The sequence below is a fragment of the Niallia oryzisoli genome (assembly GCF_043641075.1).
In the GTDB taxonomy this organism is placed as follows: domain Bacteria; phylum Bacillota; class Bacilli; order Bacillales; family Cytobacillaceae; genus Bacillus_BD; species Bacillus_BD oryzisoli_A.
In genome coordinates this window covers 142,787-158,018 of the sequence record NZ_JBHZRC010000003.1, presented here as the reverse complement: position 1 = coordinate 158,018, position 15,232 = coordinate 142,787, and the positions used below count along the sequence as shown (strand labels likewise).

Sequence of the window (15,232 nt, the reverse complement as noted above, 5' to 3'; positions counted from 1 at the left end):
GAAAGACGGTCATACCTTTTAGGTTAATAGAGGAAAATGGACCGTTATGGAAACCAAGGATTTCTATGATGGTCCATTTTACATTTTTCATCTGATTATAATATTTTTGATATAAGGAATGGTAATGGGAAGTAACCCTAAAGAACAAGCTGCCAATTTTTTTAACCAATAACAATACACTAGTAGAAGCAAAAAAGAGTCTGATTTAATATTAAATCACTCGCCGGCTTCCGCTGAAATGAAAAAATTGGTTCATTATAGTGCATATAAAAACATATTTTATATTATAATTTTCTGATATATTATAATTACATTAATATTAATAAAATAACTTCTGGGGTAGTACTATGGATCTTTATACAAAAAACTTAATAATCAGTTTTTTATCAGTTTTGTTTCCTCTATTTGTATGGCAATTGTTCTATCTTTTACATTATAATTATCAATTTAAATGGGTAAAAAAGTGGATGTTTGCTATTTTTCCTATATTATCCATTATTTTATGTATGGCCTTTCCGATTGCTTTAATGCAGCCGCTTCTTTTAGATTTTCGCAGGATTCCTTTGATTCTGGGAACTTTATATGGAGGATATAAGGTAGGTTTTGTTTTATTAGCTGTGATGTTCACTAATCGGTATTTAATGGGTGGAGATGTATTTTATACTTCTTCTATTATTCTAATACTAACTACAATTGTTGCAAGTTTACTATCAAAATATTATTTAAAGAAATCATTAAAACAGAAAGTATTACTAAATAGTGTATTAATCCTTCCATCGTTAATTTTTTCAGCACTTTTTATTAACATGTCTGGTACAAATATAATGGAAATCGGTATTGAACACTGGTTTATTAATGTTATTGGGATGGTTATTGCTACTCTTTTAACAGAGGTCATTCTGATAAATTTTGATTTGCTGCACAGATCTTTAAAAGAAAAGAAGCTTGATGTTGCTAGTCATCTTGCTGCAAGCTTTTCGCATGAAATAGGAAATCCACTTACCTCTACTAAAGGATTTATTCAGCTCTTGTCAGATGAAAGGATTTCTATCGAGACTAGAAATCATTACTTGAAAATAGCAGCACAAGAGCTAGATCAAGCAATCAACATTATTGATGATTATTTGACCTTTGCAAACCCAGCCCCCAAGAATAGGGATAAGATTTCGATTGTTGAATCCATTCAACATGTGATAAAAGTACTTACCCCTGCAGTAGAGGGAAATAATGTTAAAATTAATACATCTTTCGTAGACTATAACGATTGTTTTGTCCTTGGAGAGCGTAAAAAATTCGAGCAATGTCTAATCTATCTACTAACAAATAGGATTGAATCTATGCCAAGTGGTGGAGAAATAAATATTAAGCTAGATTGCGATAGTAACTCCAATATAAATATCACCATTCAAGATGAGGGCATCGGTATGACTCAACGGCAAATCGATCAATTAGGTGAACCTTTTTTTACTACAAAGGAAAATGGGACTGGTTTGGGAATGATGGTTACATTTAGTATTATAAAAGGAATTGGCGGGAGAATTGATGTGGAAAGTGTAACGGGTAAAGGGAATTCTTTCTATATAAATCTTCCTAAACATGGCCAAAGAGCTTTATCTGTAGGGTAAATAGATTTTGTACACATGGTATATACTCTTTATTTTTGAATAGTACTAGAAAAAGTATATTAATATTTTGTTTATATCTGGAGGAAAACGATGCAAGGAGAAAAATTATCAGAGGATAAAATAAAACAGTTATTTAATGCTATCCTTTCCTTGCAAACGAAAGAAGAGTGTATAGCTTTTTTTGATGATCTGTGCACCATCAAGGAACTTAATTCTTTTGTTCAAAGATTCGTAGTTGCTAGAATGCTAAGGGAAGGGGCAACATACATGGATATTCAGATTGAAACGGATGCCAATTCAACGACTATAGCAAGAGTAAAGAACCAATTGGACAATGGTCATGATGGCTTTTCGATAGTACTGGACCGTTTAGCAACCTATCAAAAGTAAGAATGATTGAAGTAAACAACAAACATGGAAGAATCCACTTTGATAGAGGTTAATAGTTCTCCCATCTTTTTTGGGGGAACTATTTCTTTTTTTTAAAAGGAAAATAGCTGTGAATAAGAGAATATATAAATATAATTATTTTTCCACTATTAAAAAAGTAATAAAGATAATGTGTATTCAAAAATGGCAGGAGGAGCAAAATGGAAGAATTCAACCTAGAAGATTTACGAAATAATATTGATAAAGTTGATCGTGAATTAATAAAATTACTAGCGGCACGTTTTGAGTTAACTGAACAAGTCGGGATTTACAAAGCAAAAAATAATCTTAATCCCCAAGATAAAAGTCGTGAAACTGAACAATTTAATAAACTCATTAAACTGTCCCAAGAAAGCGGGCTCAATCCCGATTATGCACTAAAAATTTTCAGATGCATTATGGATATCGCCATATCTCGTCATCAAGAAATCGGGAAATAAAACGGATATAGATTGAATAAAGACAGCAGACAGGGGGCAGATTCTTAATTTAATCTCACGCAGATCTGCCCTCCCCTTTTGACTTTTAGTCCTCTTCCTTATAAAATCTTTTACCGGTTTCTGGATGATAATAGACAACGAGTCTTTTCTTTGTAGTAGGATCAATGGAGACCTCGCTGGTCCGAATAAAACCTTCAGGTACGTCTTTCCCGTGTTTCGTCTTAAAGCGTCGGTCCCAAAAAAACCAAGAGCCGAAAATGAGAACAGCTAGAATGAGAACTTGCAAGCCGAAGTAGCCTAGGATCCATTCCACTTTTTTACTCCTGCTCTGCGATTACAGCTGTTCCATATGCCACGATTTCACTCATGTTCTGCCCGATTTCACCCGAATCAAACCGCATCATGATAATAGCGTTTGCCCCCATAGCTTTAGCATTTTGCACCATCCGGTCCATGGCCTGCTTTCTTGCATCCTCAAGCATTTCTGTATACTGATTAATTTCTCCACCCACGAGTCCTTTGAAGGAAGCCATAATATCCTTACCAATCCCCCGAGCTCTTACCGTTAAACCAAAAACAGGTCCCTTCACTTCCACTACTTTATAGTTTGGTATTCGTTCTGTCGTTACGATCAACATCGTGATCTCACTCCATTCCTGATTTTTTCGGTATTCACAAGCTGTCCAAAACATTAAATAAAATATATGTATAACCTATTCTAATCATACCATATAGCTGGAAATTAAGAGTTCTTGATCGCTGAAGAATAGGGGGTATTTTACAAAAAATGCGAGGCTAGGCTAAAGGACAAAATTGAAATTCCTGACGAAGGAATGTCTTATAGAGTCTTTCTAAAGGATAAAAATGAAGTTAAGGCAAGATGCACTGTCCCATAGAGCCCCTCTAAAGGACAACAAGGAAGCAGAAGCTAGAGAAAAAGTCTCATAGAGCTCCACTAAAGGACAACAAGGAAGCCGCAGCTAAAGAAAAAGTTCATAGAGCCCTTCTAAAGAACAAACTTGAATACCCCAAATGTATAGCTGTCCTATAGCTCAGCTAGAATAAACTTAGTTTTATAGTAAAAGTCTTCCCAATCTAAAAAAGAGATCCCAAAATGAGATCTCCTTTCATCTTGCCTGTAACCGTCAACATTTATCGAGAATAAAATTGCCAATTCCCTCGTCCTGCTTCCTTGGCTTTATACAAAGCATGATCCGCTTTTTTCAAAAGAGTATGGCCCTCTACGCCGTCATGAGGAAAGAAGCTAATTCCAATGCTGGTTGTTGTCTTTACGATTTCCATATCAAGATTGAATGGCTCCTCCATTGCCATAATAATGCTGTCAGCAATACGGGTGATTTCCTCCAATACTGCAAATTGTTTGATGCAAATAGCAAATTCATCTCCGCCTAATCGTGCCAGAAACGAATGCTCTCCTAATACATGGTTCAGTCGATTGGCCACCTCAATTAGCAGCTTGTCACCATATTCATGGCCAAGCGTATCATTTATCAGCTTAAACCGGTCTAAATCCAAGTAAAAGACAGCGAACTTTTCCATGCTTTTCAACGAGTTATTTAGTGTTTCTGCCAATTCTTTTTCAAAATAACGCCGATTCGGGAGTTTAGTTAAATGATCATGATTTGCATTAAACGAAAGGGTTTCTTTATGCTCTTTATCCTCTGTGATATCTGCCATAATGCCATCTAGTCGAATGACTGTTCCGTCCGGATTCTTGTACGGCAGGATTTGGTGGTGAAGCCATTTTTCATTTCCCTTCGCATCAATGATGCGGTGCTCAAACGTCATTTCTTCTCCATGCATCGAGCGCTTAAAGTATGAAAGGACGAAAAATAAATCCTCCGGATGAATATACATAAACCAGGTTGGATTTCTTTCCAAAAACTTCCTTTGATCCACGCCATAAATTTCTTCTACTCCCTTTGAACAAAGGGTATAACGTTTTTGCCTAACATCATAGGACCAAATACCAACCCGAAGACGATCCGTGACGGACTTCATCTGTTCTTCATTTTCGATTATTTTCAGTTCCATATGCTTTTGCTCGGTAATATCTTGAACAGTCCCAATAAGCCGAACTGTTTTTCCTGTTTCATCTTTAACAGCTTCGCCGCGTTGAAAAGCAATACGTACGTCAGCATGGTCTCTAATAATTCGGTGTTCAAGCTCGTAGCCATGACCATCATGAATCGCCTTTTGAATCGTTTCTTCGTATAATTCCCGGTCATTTGGATGAATAAGTTCGACAATCGTTTTCCAAGTCGGGACAAACTCGTAATCATCGACACCAAATATCTCATACGTTTGGTTTGACCAAAATGACTTATCTAGCGCAACATCATAATCAAAGCTGCCAATATTTGTGATTTTTTGAATGTAAAGTAGATTATCATAAAGGGTTGAGATTCGATCCTTATAATCCCTGATGGTTCGTAAGTCTTTACAAACACAATAAATGAAATCGTTTCCATTTGGAATCAACGTTAAATGGATTACAACTTCATGTCCCTTTTCGTGTAAAAATACAGCGTCAAATGATATAGGTTCCCCAGTTTGTGTCAACTTAATATTGGATTTCGTTATTTCATACGAATCGTTTGACATCCAATCGGATAGTAGCGGCTTTCTGCCATCAATGGTGTACCCCAACAGTGCCCTTGCTTGATGGTTCATAGATAAAACTTGGTAAGCAGCATTTAAGACAAATACAGCATCTGGAAGATGGATAAATAATGGGTTATTACCAATCTCTAGCTGCTTAGATGTATTGTATTTAGATTTAATTAGATTTGATAATCTATTAAAAAAACCCATCCTTGTTCCTCCAACTATACTATACATCCTTTATAACATGATAATGTTACTTTGGCTACTTGTTTGAAAAGTCAAATTGATGGTAATTCACTTTTCTACAAAAGGATAAATCATTTTCCTTATCTGGGTATACTACCATTTTTATAAACGAAAAATATCTTTATGTTATATTTATATAAGGTTTATTTTAGAGAGGGGATTGTCTTGTGGTTTTACCTGATTCAGCTGTAAAAGCAAAATCGCTATACATAAATTTATTTATTGTCGGTATTGTGCTAGTATCCTTCAATTTACGTCCAGCCATTACGTCAGTCGGGCCTTTGGTCGGCATGATACAGGAAGACTTGGGTCTTGCGCATTGGAGTGCAGGGCTGCTAACCAGCCTTCCGCTTATCTGTTTTGCCTTTATGTCGCCGCTCGTCCCGAAGATTGCTAACCGTCTTCACAATGAGCTGACGCTGCAAATAGGGCTTATCGCTATCCTAATTGGAGTGATTGTTCGCACGATATCAACCGTGTTTTTTCTATTTGCCGGAACATTTTTGATTGGCATCGGGATTGCGATATGCAATGTACTATTGCCGGTTGTGATAAAGGATAAATTTCCTTCGAAGTTCGGATTAATGACAAGCGTCTATTCAACATCAATGGGTCTTGTTGCGTCATTGGCATCAGGTTTCAGTGTTCCGCTTGCCGTCGGATTTGAGTTAGGATGGCAGCGCGCATTACTGGTATGGGGTGTTCCTGCTGTAATCGCCATTATTCTTTGGGTGTATCTCATTAAAAACAGCAAAGGAAATAAGGGGGATATGAAAAGGTCCACTAATGGAGGCAATAGAATCTGGAGGTCGCCTTTAGCGTGGTACGTAGCTTTGTTCATGGGCTTTCAGTCGTTTTTATTTTACGTTACGATCGCGTGGCTGCCTGAAATCCTTCAAGATTTAGGTGTCAGTACTGCAACAGCAGGCTGGCTGCTATCCTTTACACAATTTATGGGACTGCCAGCAAGCTTCTTTGTTCCCATGATTGCAGGAAAACTTCGCAGTCAGGCCTGGCTGGCCGGTATACTCGGTGCCTGTTCAATTCTTGGCTATGCCGGAATTATGTATACGTCATCGTTTGTTATGATGATTTTTAGCATTGTTCTGTTAGGCTTAGGATTGGGAGGAACCTTTCCATTAGGGCTTGCTTATATAGGAATCAGAAGCAGGGATGCCAGACAGGCTGCGGAATTATCCGGGATGGCCCAGTCAGTAGGATACATTCTTGCAGCAGTTGGTCCAATCGCCATTGGATCGCTTTACGATGTAGCACACACCTGGACAGTTCCATTAATCACCCTAATAGCAGTCGGCGTACTCGTATGCCTCTTTGGCGCCAGCGCCGGCCGCGATCAATACGTATAAAGAAGGAAGCAGAAGAGGAAGCGGAGGGACGGTTCTCCTGCTTCCTTTTTTTATGCTTTGGAAGCACAAGAACCGTCCCTCTGCTTCCCGGAGTAGGGGAATCTGCTTCTTATTTGTAGACGTTTATTGAACAATGTGGTTTTTGGAAGGGATGTGTGGATGTTTGTCGAATGGTGTTAGGATAGTGAGTGATTATTTTTATTTATCAGTTTATTGGCGGGATTAGTTCAAGCTGTGACTTTGTAATACATCAGAACGAATTGTGAGGGATGTTTTATGAATCATGAGGAATATGAAAATGTTCTTTCCATTCACCGTGTACCTATTTCAAAGCTCCGAACAGAGTTTGATCCGGATAGCTTTTCCTTTGAAACAACGAATGACTTGGAAGAACTGCCGAATGAAATGATTGGTCAGCAGCGAGCAGAGCAGGCGATGGAGTTTGGCTTGTCGGTCGAACAGACTGGCTATAACTTGTTTGTTGTTGGACCCGCTGGAACCGGGAGGATGACCTATACCCAGGACAGCGTCGCGAAAATGGCAGCCAAGCACGTGACACCAAATGATTGGTGTTATGTTTACAACTTTGAAAATCCTGACAGGCCGCTTGTGATTTCTTTTCCAACCGGTAAAGGCCAGCAATTTCAACGAGAAATAGAAATATTATTAATTGATATTCAGCGTGAGATCCGCTCTGCATTTTCAAGTGAAATGTTTGAGAAAAAGAAACGATCCATTTTAGAGGATTTTCGAACAAGGATAGATGAGCTTTGGGAAACAGCGGATGCCTTTGCACTCGAGCATTCTGTCAAAATTGAACGGAGCCATACCGGAATTAATACAATACCGCTGCTGTTTGGCCGGCCGATTCAGATTCAGGAATTTGATAAAATGCCGGATGAGACGAAGGAAATGATTAAGGAAAATGAAAAAATAGTGGAGGAAAAAATTCAAGAATCGGTATATCAAATCCGAAAAATGGATGAACAGCTTAGAAAAACTGTGCAGCAATTTATGCGGCAGACGACGGCAAATGCTGTGGAAGGTCTGTTCCTTCCTATCCGTGAAACCTATAAGGAGCATCCAAAGGTATTGTCCTATTTAGATGCGTATTTGCGTGATATAGTGGAGCACTATTCCTTTTTTACAGAAAAAGAAGAGGAAAATCAATTCATGAGCGCTCTTACCGGTTCGAAGGAGCAGCAGCTTCATCGCTATACCGTTAATCTTTTTGTAAACAATCGGCAATGCAAAGGGGCCCCCGTTATTTACGAGACAAACCCAGCCTACCATAATCTGTTTGGAAAAGTGGAATACAGAGGCGCCCTTGGCAGCTGGATAACAGACTTCACATTTATCAAACCTGGCGTCCTGCATTTGGCAAACGGTGGCTATTTAATTCTTCAAGCAACAGAGCTTCTACAGCAGCCGAATGCCTGGGTTCAGTTAAAAAGGTCGCTTCAAACCGGGTATATCCAAATTGAAAATCCGTATGAAGACAGAAGTGTTTTTCCAACAAGCGGCATCAAGCCAGAGCCGATTCCCTTAACTATTAAAGTGATTATCATTGGTTCCTACTATTTATATGACCTGCTCTCCACCTATGACGAAGATTTTCATAAGCTTTTTAAGGTAAAAGTGGAATTTGATACTGTAATGAAAAAGGATTATGAAAACAGCGTAAAGATGGCCCGGTTTATTAAAAATTATGGGTCTAGGAACGGGCTGCTGCCATTTCACCGCAGAGCCGTTGCGAAAATTATTGATTACAGCTCCCGATTAGTTTCAGAACAATCCAAGCTCACAACTCGTTTTCAAGAAATAACAAAGGTGCTGGTCGAATCAAGCTATTGGGCAAAAAAAGACCAGCATGATTTTGTGGATGAACAACATATCCACAAGGCTCTTACTGAAAAAATAAATCGGTCCAATCATGTGTCAGAGCAGTTTCGTGAAATGATCCATAACGGAACCATAATGGTTGATACGGATGGATTTCGTGTTGGGCAAATCAATGGTCTAGCGGTTATGGGGACGAGGGATTCCATCTTCGGGATTCCAACAAAGATTACAGCGCAAACCTATGTCGGCAAAAGCGGCATTATGAATATTGAGAGAGAGGCAGCGCTAAGCGGACAGATTCACAATAAAGGGATGATGATCCTGACTGGTTTTCTTTCCGGCGAATTTGCGAAAAACCGCCCGATTCCGTTATCGGCAAGTATTACCTTTGAACAAACCTACTCACAGATTGACGGTGACAGTGCCTCAAGCACTGAACTGTATGTGCTGCTTTCATCACTTTCGGAAGTTCCGATTAACCAGGGAATAGCGGTTACAGGCTCTGTCAACCAATGGGGAGAAATCCAGCCAATTGGCGGTGTGAATGAAAAAATTGAAGGCTTTTATCATATTTGCAAGGAAAAGGGTCTAACCGGTAAGCAGGGTGTATTGATTCCAGTTCAAAATGTGAAAAATCTGATGCTTGAGGATGAAGTCCTCGAAGCAGTTAAAAAGGGGAAATTTCATATCTGGTCTGTCGGTCATATAGCTGAAGGAATTGAAATTTTAACCGGTATAAGTGCCGGAAATGTCCGTGATGCAAACGGGCAATTCCCGGCAGATACTATTTTTGCTAAGGTAGAGGACCGGTTTAACAAAATGTATGATGCAGCAGAGGCAAAAAAATTAGAGTAAAAGGATGGTAGCTTAATGGATATTGCAGCAATGTCTATGGCATTAAGCCAAGGGCAGCTTGGTCAGCAGGTTTCACTTTCTTTGATGAAACAGGTGATGGATCAGGCAGAGGGGAATGCTGATTTTATTAATAAGATGATGAATCCCAGTGCAGTGAAGGCCCTTGAGCTAAAGGCACAGCCGCATCTTGGCGCGAATATTGATATAAGAGGATAGATTTGTTTAGGAAAACCTGAGTTGATGGTGACTCGGGTTTTTATTTTTCTAGGCTGATAAGATGTTTGAAAAAGGACTTCATGTTTGAAGTCCTATTTATTGTAATAGAAATTCCAAGTATCTTAAAAGATTAATTATCAAGTTGTACGCCTGGACAACGTTTCTTTATTTCAGAAATGAAACGTTCAATGTCTTTAGGTGAAATTTTTACACTACCCAAAGATGACGACTTGTAAAATATTTCAATTCCATCCTTTGAAGATAACAGGCGATACCCCGTAAATATTTCTTTTGTAGTCGAAATTCTTGTTATTTCTTCATAGGGAATTCGACTTCTAAAGAGTCCACCTTTAACAAATAAATGGTCTTGATAGAAAACATATTTAATAGAAAATGCAGTCCACAAAATAAACACCATTGATAAAACACATAGGGAAAGTACAACAATTGTGTCAATAATTGTTCGTTCGTTATCTAAACTTAGAGGAATTATAAATACAGCAAGTATGATAAATAACGCGATTGAAATGGTCACAATAAAAAAATTATCTATTTTTGAACGAAATAGCATATTAACCCACCTCTTAAACTTTATAAGAAATATCAAATAATAGATTTTCATACTTGATTATTTTTTGCAATATATAAGGGAACCTTCTAATAGCTATACGTTCCTAATGAATCATAGGTTTCATTATTTGGAAATAGACAACTCTCTACAATCCACAGAAAAGCATTCAGTATCTATTTGTTTTAATGCGGACTATATCTCTCTTTAGTTTCACTGTAAACCATCCGAACAAACCTTCTTGCTACTAATATAGAACGAAAACAATAAAAAAAGATTCCGGCTTCTCTCTATTAAAAACTTCGATGGCATTGCCGATATAAATGGTAGCAAGTGAATAGTATAGGAGTGGAGTTCTATGAATATTGAACGGATGCCGAATCTAACTAGTTCAAATGCAGCAAGAGTAACACCGATAGAAAGAACACAGCCTACCCAACCGGTTGAAGAGCTTTTGAAAAAGCCTGAGCAAAAACAGGAACAGGAGCGGTCACTGGTTGAGATAGATAAAGAAAAGATGGAAGAGGTTGTAAAAGGATTAAATGAATTTATTCAACCTGTCAGCACCTCAATCCGGTTTGTTCTTCATGAAAAATTAAATGATTACTATGTAACGATTGTTGATGATAAAACAAAAGAAGTGATCCGGGAAATTCCATCTAAAAAAGTGTTGGATACCTATGCCAATATGATGGAGTTCGTCGGTTTACTTGTAGATAAGAAGATTTAACTTCCGGCGGATGTCTCGGATTTTTAAAGGTAATTTATCGAGCAAGCTCGATAAAAATCCGGACGCAAATTCGGCGGGCGAATTTGATGTGAGGTGAATGAAAAATGGCAAACATGCGAATCAGTGGTTTGGCCAGCGGTATGGATATTGATTCCATTGTTTCCGACATGATGAAAGTCAAACGAATGCCGCTCGACAAGCTCAAGCAGCAGAAACAGACAATGGAATGGCAGCGCGATGATTACCGTGAAATGAACACACTGCTACTCAACTTCCGTTCGGAATTAACGCAAATGAAGCTGTCGAGTAAATATAGAACTCGTACCACTACGACTACGGATGATTCGAAGGTCACGGCTACTGCGACGAGTGCAGCGGCGCTTTCTTCGTATTCGATTTCTAGTGTTAAACAATTAGCTAGTGCAGAAACAAGAACTAACACAGGAAGCATTTCAAATGGATCTTTTGATGCTGATAAAAGCATGTATTTACAAAAAGACTCTTTAGGTCTCGGATCCTATGCATGGAATACAGGCGCCATTTCTAGTAAGTCGATAGATGTTAAAACAGCTAGTAATACTATTAAATTTGAGGAAATGGCAAATTTAGCTCCAAATGTAAAAACTTCAACTATTGGTACTTGGAGTGTAAAAGTAAATGGAATCGGATATAAAGTTGTTGCTAGTGATATAGAAAATCTTTCATTAAAGGAAAATGAAGTTCAAATAAAGACAGACGGTAACATGATTTTTGGGAAGTCACTTGCCAAGGATAGTGTGGTAAAGATTGATTATGTTGCAAACAACAGAACAGATAATGTAAATATCGCAGCTGATGCAACCACAATTAAGTTAAGTAAAGGTGCTATCAAAAATGTATACAAAGATATTGTATTAAACATATCGGCTGATGGTCAATTAAGTTCTAAAGTTTCGTTAACTATTAATGCAGAAGCTGATAATAATGGTTTGTATGAGATTAAGAATGGTGATGATGTAGTCGGTAGGTTAAATAAAGATACAGGTGAGATTACTTTAACAAGTGAAATGCATAATCTTAAAACTGATTCAAAGGCTACTATGTCACTTGAAGTAAATTATGATCACAGATATAAGACCTTTTCATTTGATACAAGTACTTCAAAAGGTGAAAGACACGATTCATTCCTCATTTCTGCTAGTGATTCTTTAAACTCTGTCATTAATCAAGTGAACTCATCTAGTGTAGGTGTAAACTTGTTCTTTGATTCAGTAACAGGAAGAATGACGATGACTAGAAATGAGACTGGTGACTTTAAGCCTGATGGAGATGAGATTAGTTTTTCAGGTAGTTTTATAAATGATGTCATGAAATTTAGAGATTCCAAAGCAAATGTCGAAGGCCAAAATGCGATCTTCACGATAAATGGTTTAGAAACGAATAGATCATCCAACTCATTTTCGATTAACGGAGTTACATTTACCCTAAAACAAACCTTCAACGAAATAGGAACAGACCAAACAGCAACACCCGTAACCATAGCAATTAACAACGACAACAACACAATTTTCGAAAACATTAAAGGCTTCATCGATAAATACAACGAACTAATTGGGAAAATTCAAGAGAAAACCCAGCAGGAGCGTTACAAAGGCTATACGCCGCTTACTGATGAGCAGCGGGAGCAGCTGTCGGACAAGCAACAGGAGCAGTGGGAAGAGAAGGCGAAGAGCGGCCTATTACGACGGGATCAGACCCTAACGAGCCTGCTTTCTTCCATGCGGATGGATTTTTACGGAAAAGTAGAATCGGAGAAAATCAATCCAGTCTATAGCCAGCTTGCCAGCATCGGTATCAAGACGACTGCCAACTATTTAGAAGGCGGAAAGCTTGAAATAAATGAAGCACAGCTGAAAAAGGCTATCGAAGAAGATCCTGAATCCATTGAAGCTTTATTCAATGCATCAGGGACGACAAATGGTCAAAAAGGGATTGCTCAGCGGCTTTACGATACAGTCGGCAGGACCATGGATGTTTTATATGAGAAAGCAGGGAAAAGCTATTCAACAAATAACCAATTTACAATCGGAAAACAGCTGAACAATATTAATGATCAAATTGATAGTCTAGAGGACCGATTGACAGCTATAGAAGATCGCTACTACAGACAATTTACCGCAATGGAAAAAGCGATTCAAAATGCCAATCAGCAATCAGCTTATATTACGCAAAACTTTTTTAGTTAATGAACCAATAGAAAGGAAGTACACAAAATGGCAGTTCAAGATCCATATCAATCCTATAAGCAAAATTCCGTTACAACCGCTTCTCCGGGTGAGTTAACGTTGATGCTCTATAACGGCTGTATTAAATTTATCCGCTTCGCAAAAAAGGCAATGGCTGAAAATAAAATTGAAGAAAAAAACACGAACCTTATTAAGGCTCAAAAAATTATTCAAGAACTGATGGTGACATTAAATATGGACATTCCTGTTTCCAAAAACATGATGTCCTTATACGATTATCTACATCGTCGTCTAATTGAAGCGAACACGAAAAATGATCCAGCGATCTTAGATGAAGTGGAAGGCTTTGTTTCGGAGTTTCGTGATACGTGGAAAGAAGTGATTCAACTAAACCGTCAGAAGCAGTTTTCACAAGGTGGGCAAATCTAGTGAGCGAAGTAAAAGATTATTACCAGGTCACGGTTGAATTAATAAAACTGCTCGAAAATGAGCAGTCTAATGACCGTGATGTGAAAATAGCACAGATGGAAGAGCTATTAGAAAAGCGTGAGGGCTTCATAGATAAAATGAAGCCCCCTTTTTCACAGGAGGACCAGCAGACAGGCAGGAAGCTGGTTGAGCTGGAAAAAAAATTAGCAAAGCTTCTCGCAATTGAAAAAGAGGCTATTAAAAGGGATATACAAACCTTGCATAAAAAAAAGCAATCGCAAACCAAATACCATAATCCGTATGAATCCCTTTCAGCAACTGACGGTGTATTTTATGACAAAAGAAAATAATCAACATGGTGCCTGACACCGAAAATGGACATTTGTGTCGCTTTGTCTTTCTGAAATGTACTCTATATTGGATTCCTACTGGTTTCCTGCTTTTCTACAAGATTGTCACTAATTCGACATATTTTTAAAAATTTAGATGATTTAGCAGGAGAATGGAAGGGCGACATAGAAATATAATCCTATAGAAATTTAAAGATATACACATCGGCAGTTTCTAAGGTTATAATACTGATTAAAGTAAGAATTAAACGCTTACTTTAATAAAATCTTAGGCACCGCCGTTAGTGAATAAGAAAAGGAGGAGTTCACTTATGAACTACAACATTCGTGGTGAAAACATTGAGGTAACTCCAGCAATTAGAGAGTATATTGAAAAGAAAATTAGCCGTCTTGAAAAATATTTTACTGAGACCCCGAAAGCAAATGTGAATGTAAATCTTAAAGTTTACAGCGATAAAAAAGCAAAGGTTGAAGTAACAATTCCAATGCCAAACCTAGTGTTACGTGCAGAGGAAGTAAATGATGACATGTATGCCGGAATTGACCTTATTACTGACAAGCTTGAGCGTCAAATCCGTAAACATAAAACAAAAGTAAACCGTAAATTCCGTGAAAAAGGCGGAATTAATACATTATTTAATGTCCACAGCGAGCCTGGCGAAACAGTTGTTGAGGATGAGAATGATTTAGAAGTGGTTCGTCAAAAAAGCTTTGATTTAAAACCAATGGATAATGAAGAAGCGATTCTTCAAATGAACATGCTAGGCCACAGCTTCTATGTCTTTACAAATGCAGAAACAAATCGTACAAACGTTGTTTATAAGCGTAAAGATGGCCGTTATGGATTAATCGAAGCACACTAAAATTGAATTTAAATCATAAACGATATGAACATAACAACGCAGCTCTTTCTAAAAAGGGCTGCGTTTTACTATCTTTGTAGGAAAGATGGTATAAATGTGAAATGAAAAGATCATGATGGATACACAATACCCTTATAAATCCTGAAACCACCCGTTCGCTCTCCAAGATGTTATTTTCACCGTAAAAGCAAGTATGACCTTTATCCTGATGATCCATTTAACATAAGTTGTCACTAACCCATGGAAGTGGTAAGATAATGAAGGAAATTAGCGGTTTTTATTGGGAGGATTCGGTGTTCTAAAAGGCGAATCTTTTTTCATTCAGAATAAATAAAAAAAGTTAAGTGACATGCCCGTAAATGAAGCAGGAGAACCCATTCTCACTGCAAAGGCATGAAAGGAAGCAAGAGAACCGACCC

Annotated in this window: 15 protein-coding genes; 11 read left to right on the top strand and 4 right to left on the bottom strand. The window is 37.9% G+C overall.

Annotated features, from left to right (window positions below; all coding sequences use genetic code 11):
• Window positions 1-347: 347 nt before the first annotated feature.
• The 3 genes from ACHUFV_RS13000 to ACHUFV_RS12990 all read left to right on the top strand — a co-directional run bounded on the left by ACHUFV_RS13000 (window position 348) and on the right by ACHUFV_RS12990 (window position 2,494).
• The gene (locus ACHUFV_RS13000) at window positions 348-1,625 is read left to right on the top strand and encodes an ATP-binding protein (RefSeq protein WP_394234747.1); all 1,278 of its coding nucleotides are present in this window, start codon (window positions 348-350) and stop codon (window positions 1,623-1,625) included.
• A 90-nt stretch (window positions 1,626-1,715) separates the two neighbouring features.
• Window positions 1,716-2,015, top strand: a complete 300-nt coding sequence (locus ACHUFV_RS12995) for a YerC/YecD family TrpR-related protein (RefSeq protein WP_394234745.1) — start codon at window positions 1,716-1,718, stop codon at window positions 2,013-2,015.
• 200 nt (window positions 2,016-2,215) lie between these two features.
• A complete protein-coding gene (locus ACHUFV_RS12990) occupies window positions 2,216-2,494 on the top strand; it encodes a chorismate mutase (protein WP_394234743.1) in 279 nt (92 codons plus the stop codon).
• 85 nt (window positions 2,495-2,579) lie between these two features.
• On the opposite strand, the gene ACHUFV_RS12985 is transcribed toward ACHUFV_RS12990, so the two are convergent.
• From ACHUFV_RS12985 to ACHUFV_RS12975, 3 genes are all read right to left on the bottom strand, one after another.
• Window positions 2,580-2,807: a hypothetical protein gene (locus tag ACHUFV_RS12985; protein ID WP_394234741.1), complete on the bottom strand. Its 228-nt coding sequence runs from the start codon at window positions 2,805-2,807 to the stop codon at window positions 2,580-2,582.
• Between the two features lie 4 nt (window positions 2,808-2,811).
• Window positions 2,812-3,132 (bottom strand): YbjQ family protein, encoded by a 321-nt coding sequence (locus ACHUFV_RS12980; RefSeq protein WP_394234739.1) that lies wholly within the window; start codon window positions 3,130-3,132, stop codon window positions 2,812-2,814.
• Window positions 3,133-3,646: 514 nt separating this feature from the next.
• The gene (locus ACHUFV_RS12975) at window positions 3,647-5,329 is read right to left on the bottom strand and encodes a diguanylate cyclase domain-containing protein (protein WP_394234737.1); all 1,683 of its coding nucleotides are present in this window, start codon (window positions 5,327-5,329) and stop codon (window positions 3,647-3,649) included.
• Window positions 5,330-5,535: 206 nt separating this feature from the next.
• Between ACHUFV_RS12975 and ACHUFV_RS12970 the strand changes: the two genes are divergently transcribed.
• The 3 genes from ACHUFV_RS12970 to ACHUFV_RS12960 all read left to right on the top strand — a co-directional run bounded on the left by ACHUFV_RS12970 (window position 5,536) and on the right by ACHUFV_RS12960 (window position 9,648).
• Entirely contained in the window at window positions 5,536-6,735 is a 1,200-nt protein-coding gene (locus ACHUFV_RS12970) for a CynX/NimT family MFS transporter (protein ID WP_394234735.1), read from the top strand.
• Window positions 6,736-7,011: 276 nt separating this feature from the next.
• Window positions 7,012-9,432 carry a Lon protease family protein gene (locus tag ACHUFV_RS12965; protein WP_394234733.1) on the top strand — a complete coding sequence of 807 codons (2,421 nt, stop codon included), beginning with the start codon at window positions 7,012-7,014 and terminating at the stop codon, window positions 9,430-9,432.
• Between the two features lie 15 nt (window positions 9,433-9,447).
• Window positions 9,448-9,648, top strand: coding sequence for a YjfB family protein (locus ACHUFV_RS12960; protein ID WP_394234731.1), 201 nt, complete (start codon window positions 9,448-9,450; stop codon window positions 9,646-9,648).
• A 130-nt stretch (window positions 9,649-9,778) separates the two neighbouring features.
• On the opposite strand, the gene ACHUFV_RS12955 is transcribed toward ACHUFV_RS12960, so the two are convergent.
• Window positions 9,779-10,219 carry a PH domain-containing protein gene (locus ACHUFV_RS12955; protein WP_394234729.1) on the bottom strand — a complete coding sequence of 147 codons (441 nt, stop codon included), beginning with the start codon at window positions 10,217-10,219 and terminating at the stop codon, window positions 9,779-9,781.
• A 355-nt stretch (window positions 10,220-10,574) separates the two neighbouring features.
• Here ACHUFV_RS12955 and flaG point away from each other — a divergent pair, with 355 nt between their 5' ends.
• The 5 genes from flaG (at window position 10,575) to hpf (ending at window position 14,813) form a co-directional block, all read left to right on the top strand.
• Window positions 10,575-10,946, top strand: a complete 372-nt coding sequence (flaG, locus tag ACHUFV_RS12950) for a flagellar protein FlaG (RefSeq protein ID WP_394234727.1) — start codon at window positions 10,575-10,577, stop codon at window positions 10,944-10,946.
• Window positions 10,947-11,050: 104 nt separating this feature from the next.
• Window positions 11,051-13,171 (top strand): flagellar filament capping protein FliD, encoded by a 2,121-nt coding sequence (gene fliD / locus ACHUFV_RS12945; protein WP_394234725.1) that lies wholly within the window; start codon window positions 11,051-11,053, stop codon window positions 13,169-13,171.
• A gap of 27 nt (window positions 13,172-13,198) precedes the next feature.
• Window positions 13,199-13,600, top strand: a complete 402-nt coding sequence (gene fliS, locus ACHUFV_RS12940) for a flagellar export chaperone FliS (RefSeq protein ID WP_394234723.1) — start codon at window positions 13,199-13,201, stop codon at window positions 13,598-13,600.
• A complete protein-coding gene (locus ACHUFV_RS12935) occupies window positions 13,600-13,950 on the top strand; it encodes a flagellar protein FliT (RefSeq protein ID WP_394234721.1) in 351 nt (116 codons plus the stop codon). The genes fliS and ACHUFV_RS12935 overlap by 1 nt, the downstream gene beginning before the upstream one ends.
• Window positions 13,951-14,261: 311 nt before the next feature.
• The gene (hpf, locus tag ACHUFV_RS12930; RefSeq protein WP_394234719.1) at window positions 14,262-14,813 is read left to right on the top strand and encodes a ribosome hibernation-promoting factor, HPF/YfiA family; all 552 of its coding nucleotides are present in this window, start codon (window positions 14,262-14,264) and stop codon (window positions 14,811-14,813) included.
• Window positions 14,814-15,232: the final 419 nt, after the last annotated feature.

Bases quoted from the DNA above. Each gene is read 5' to 3' on its own strand.
- ACHUFV_RS13000 (WP_394234747.1), top strand. From the start codon at position 348: ATGGATCTTTATACAAAAAACTTAATAATCAGTTTTTTATCAGTTTTG.
- ACHUFV_RS12995 (WP_394234745.1), top strand. From the start codon at position 1,716: ATGCAAGGAGAAAAATTATCAGAGGATAAAATAAAACAGTTATTTAAT.
- ACHUFV_RS12990 (WP_394234743.1), top strand. From the start codon at position 2,216: ATGGAAGAATTCAACCTAGAAGATTTACGAAATAATATTGATAAAGTT.
- ACHUFV_RS12980 (WP_394234739.1), bottom strand. From the start codon at position 3,132: ATGTTGATCGTAACGACAGAACGAATACCAAACTATAAAGTAGTGGAA.
- ACHUFV_RS12975 (WP_394234737.1), bottom strand. From the start codon at position 5,329: ATGGGTTTTTTTAATAGATTATCAAATCTAATTAAATCTAAATACAAT.
- ACHUFV_RS12965 (WP_394234733.1), top strand. From the start codon at position 7,012: ATGAATCATGAGGAATATGAAAATGTTCTTTCCATTCACCGTGTACCT.
- ACHUFV_RS12960 (WP_394234731.1), top strand. From the start codon at position 9,448: ATGGATATTGCAGCAATGTCTATGGCATTAAGCCAAGGGCAGCTTGGT.
- ACHUFV_RS12955 (WP_394234729.1), bottom strand. From the start codon at position 10,219: ATGCTATTTCGTTCAAAAATAGATAATTTTTTTATTGTGACCATTTCA.
- flaG (WP_394234727.1), top strand. From the start codon at position 10,575: ATGAATATTGAACGGATGCCGAATCTAACTAGTTCAAATGCAGCAAGA.
- fliD (WP_394234725.1), top strand. From the start codon at position 11,051: ATGGCAAACATGCGAATCAGTGGTTTGGCCAGCGGTATGGATATTGAT.
- fliS (WP_394234723.1), top strand. From the start codon at position 13,199: ATGGCAGTTCAAGATCCATATCAATCCTATAAGCAAAATTCCGTTACA.
- hpf (WP_394234719.1), top strand. From the start codon at position 14,262: ATGAACTACAACATTCGTGGTGAAAACATTGAGGTAACTCCAGCAATT.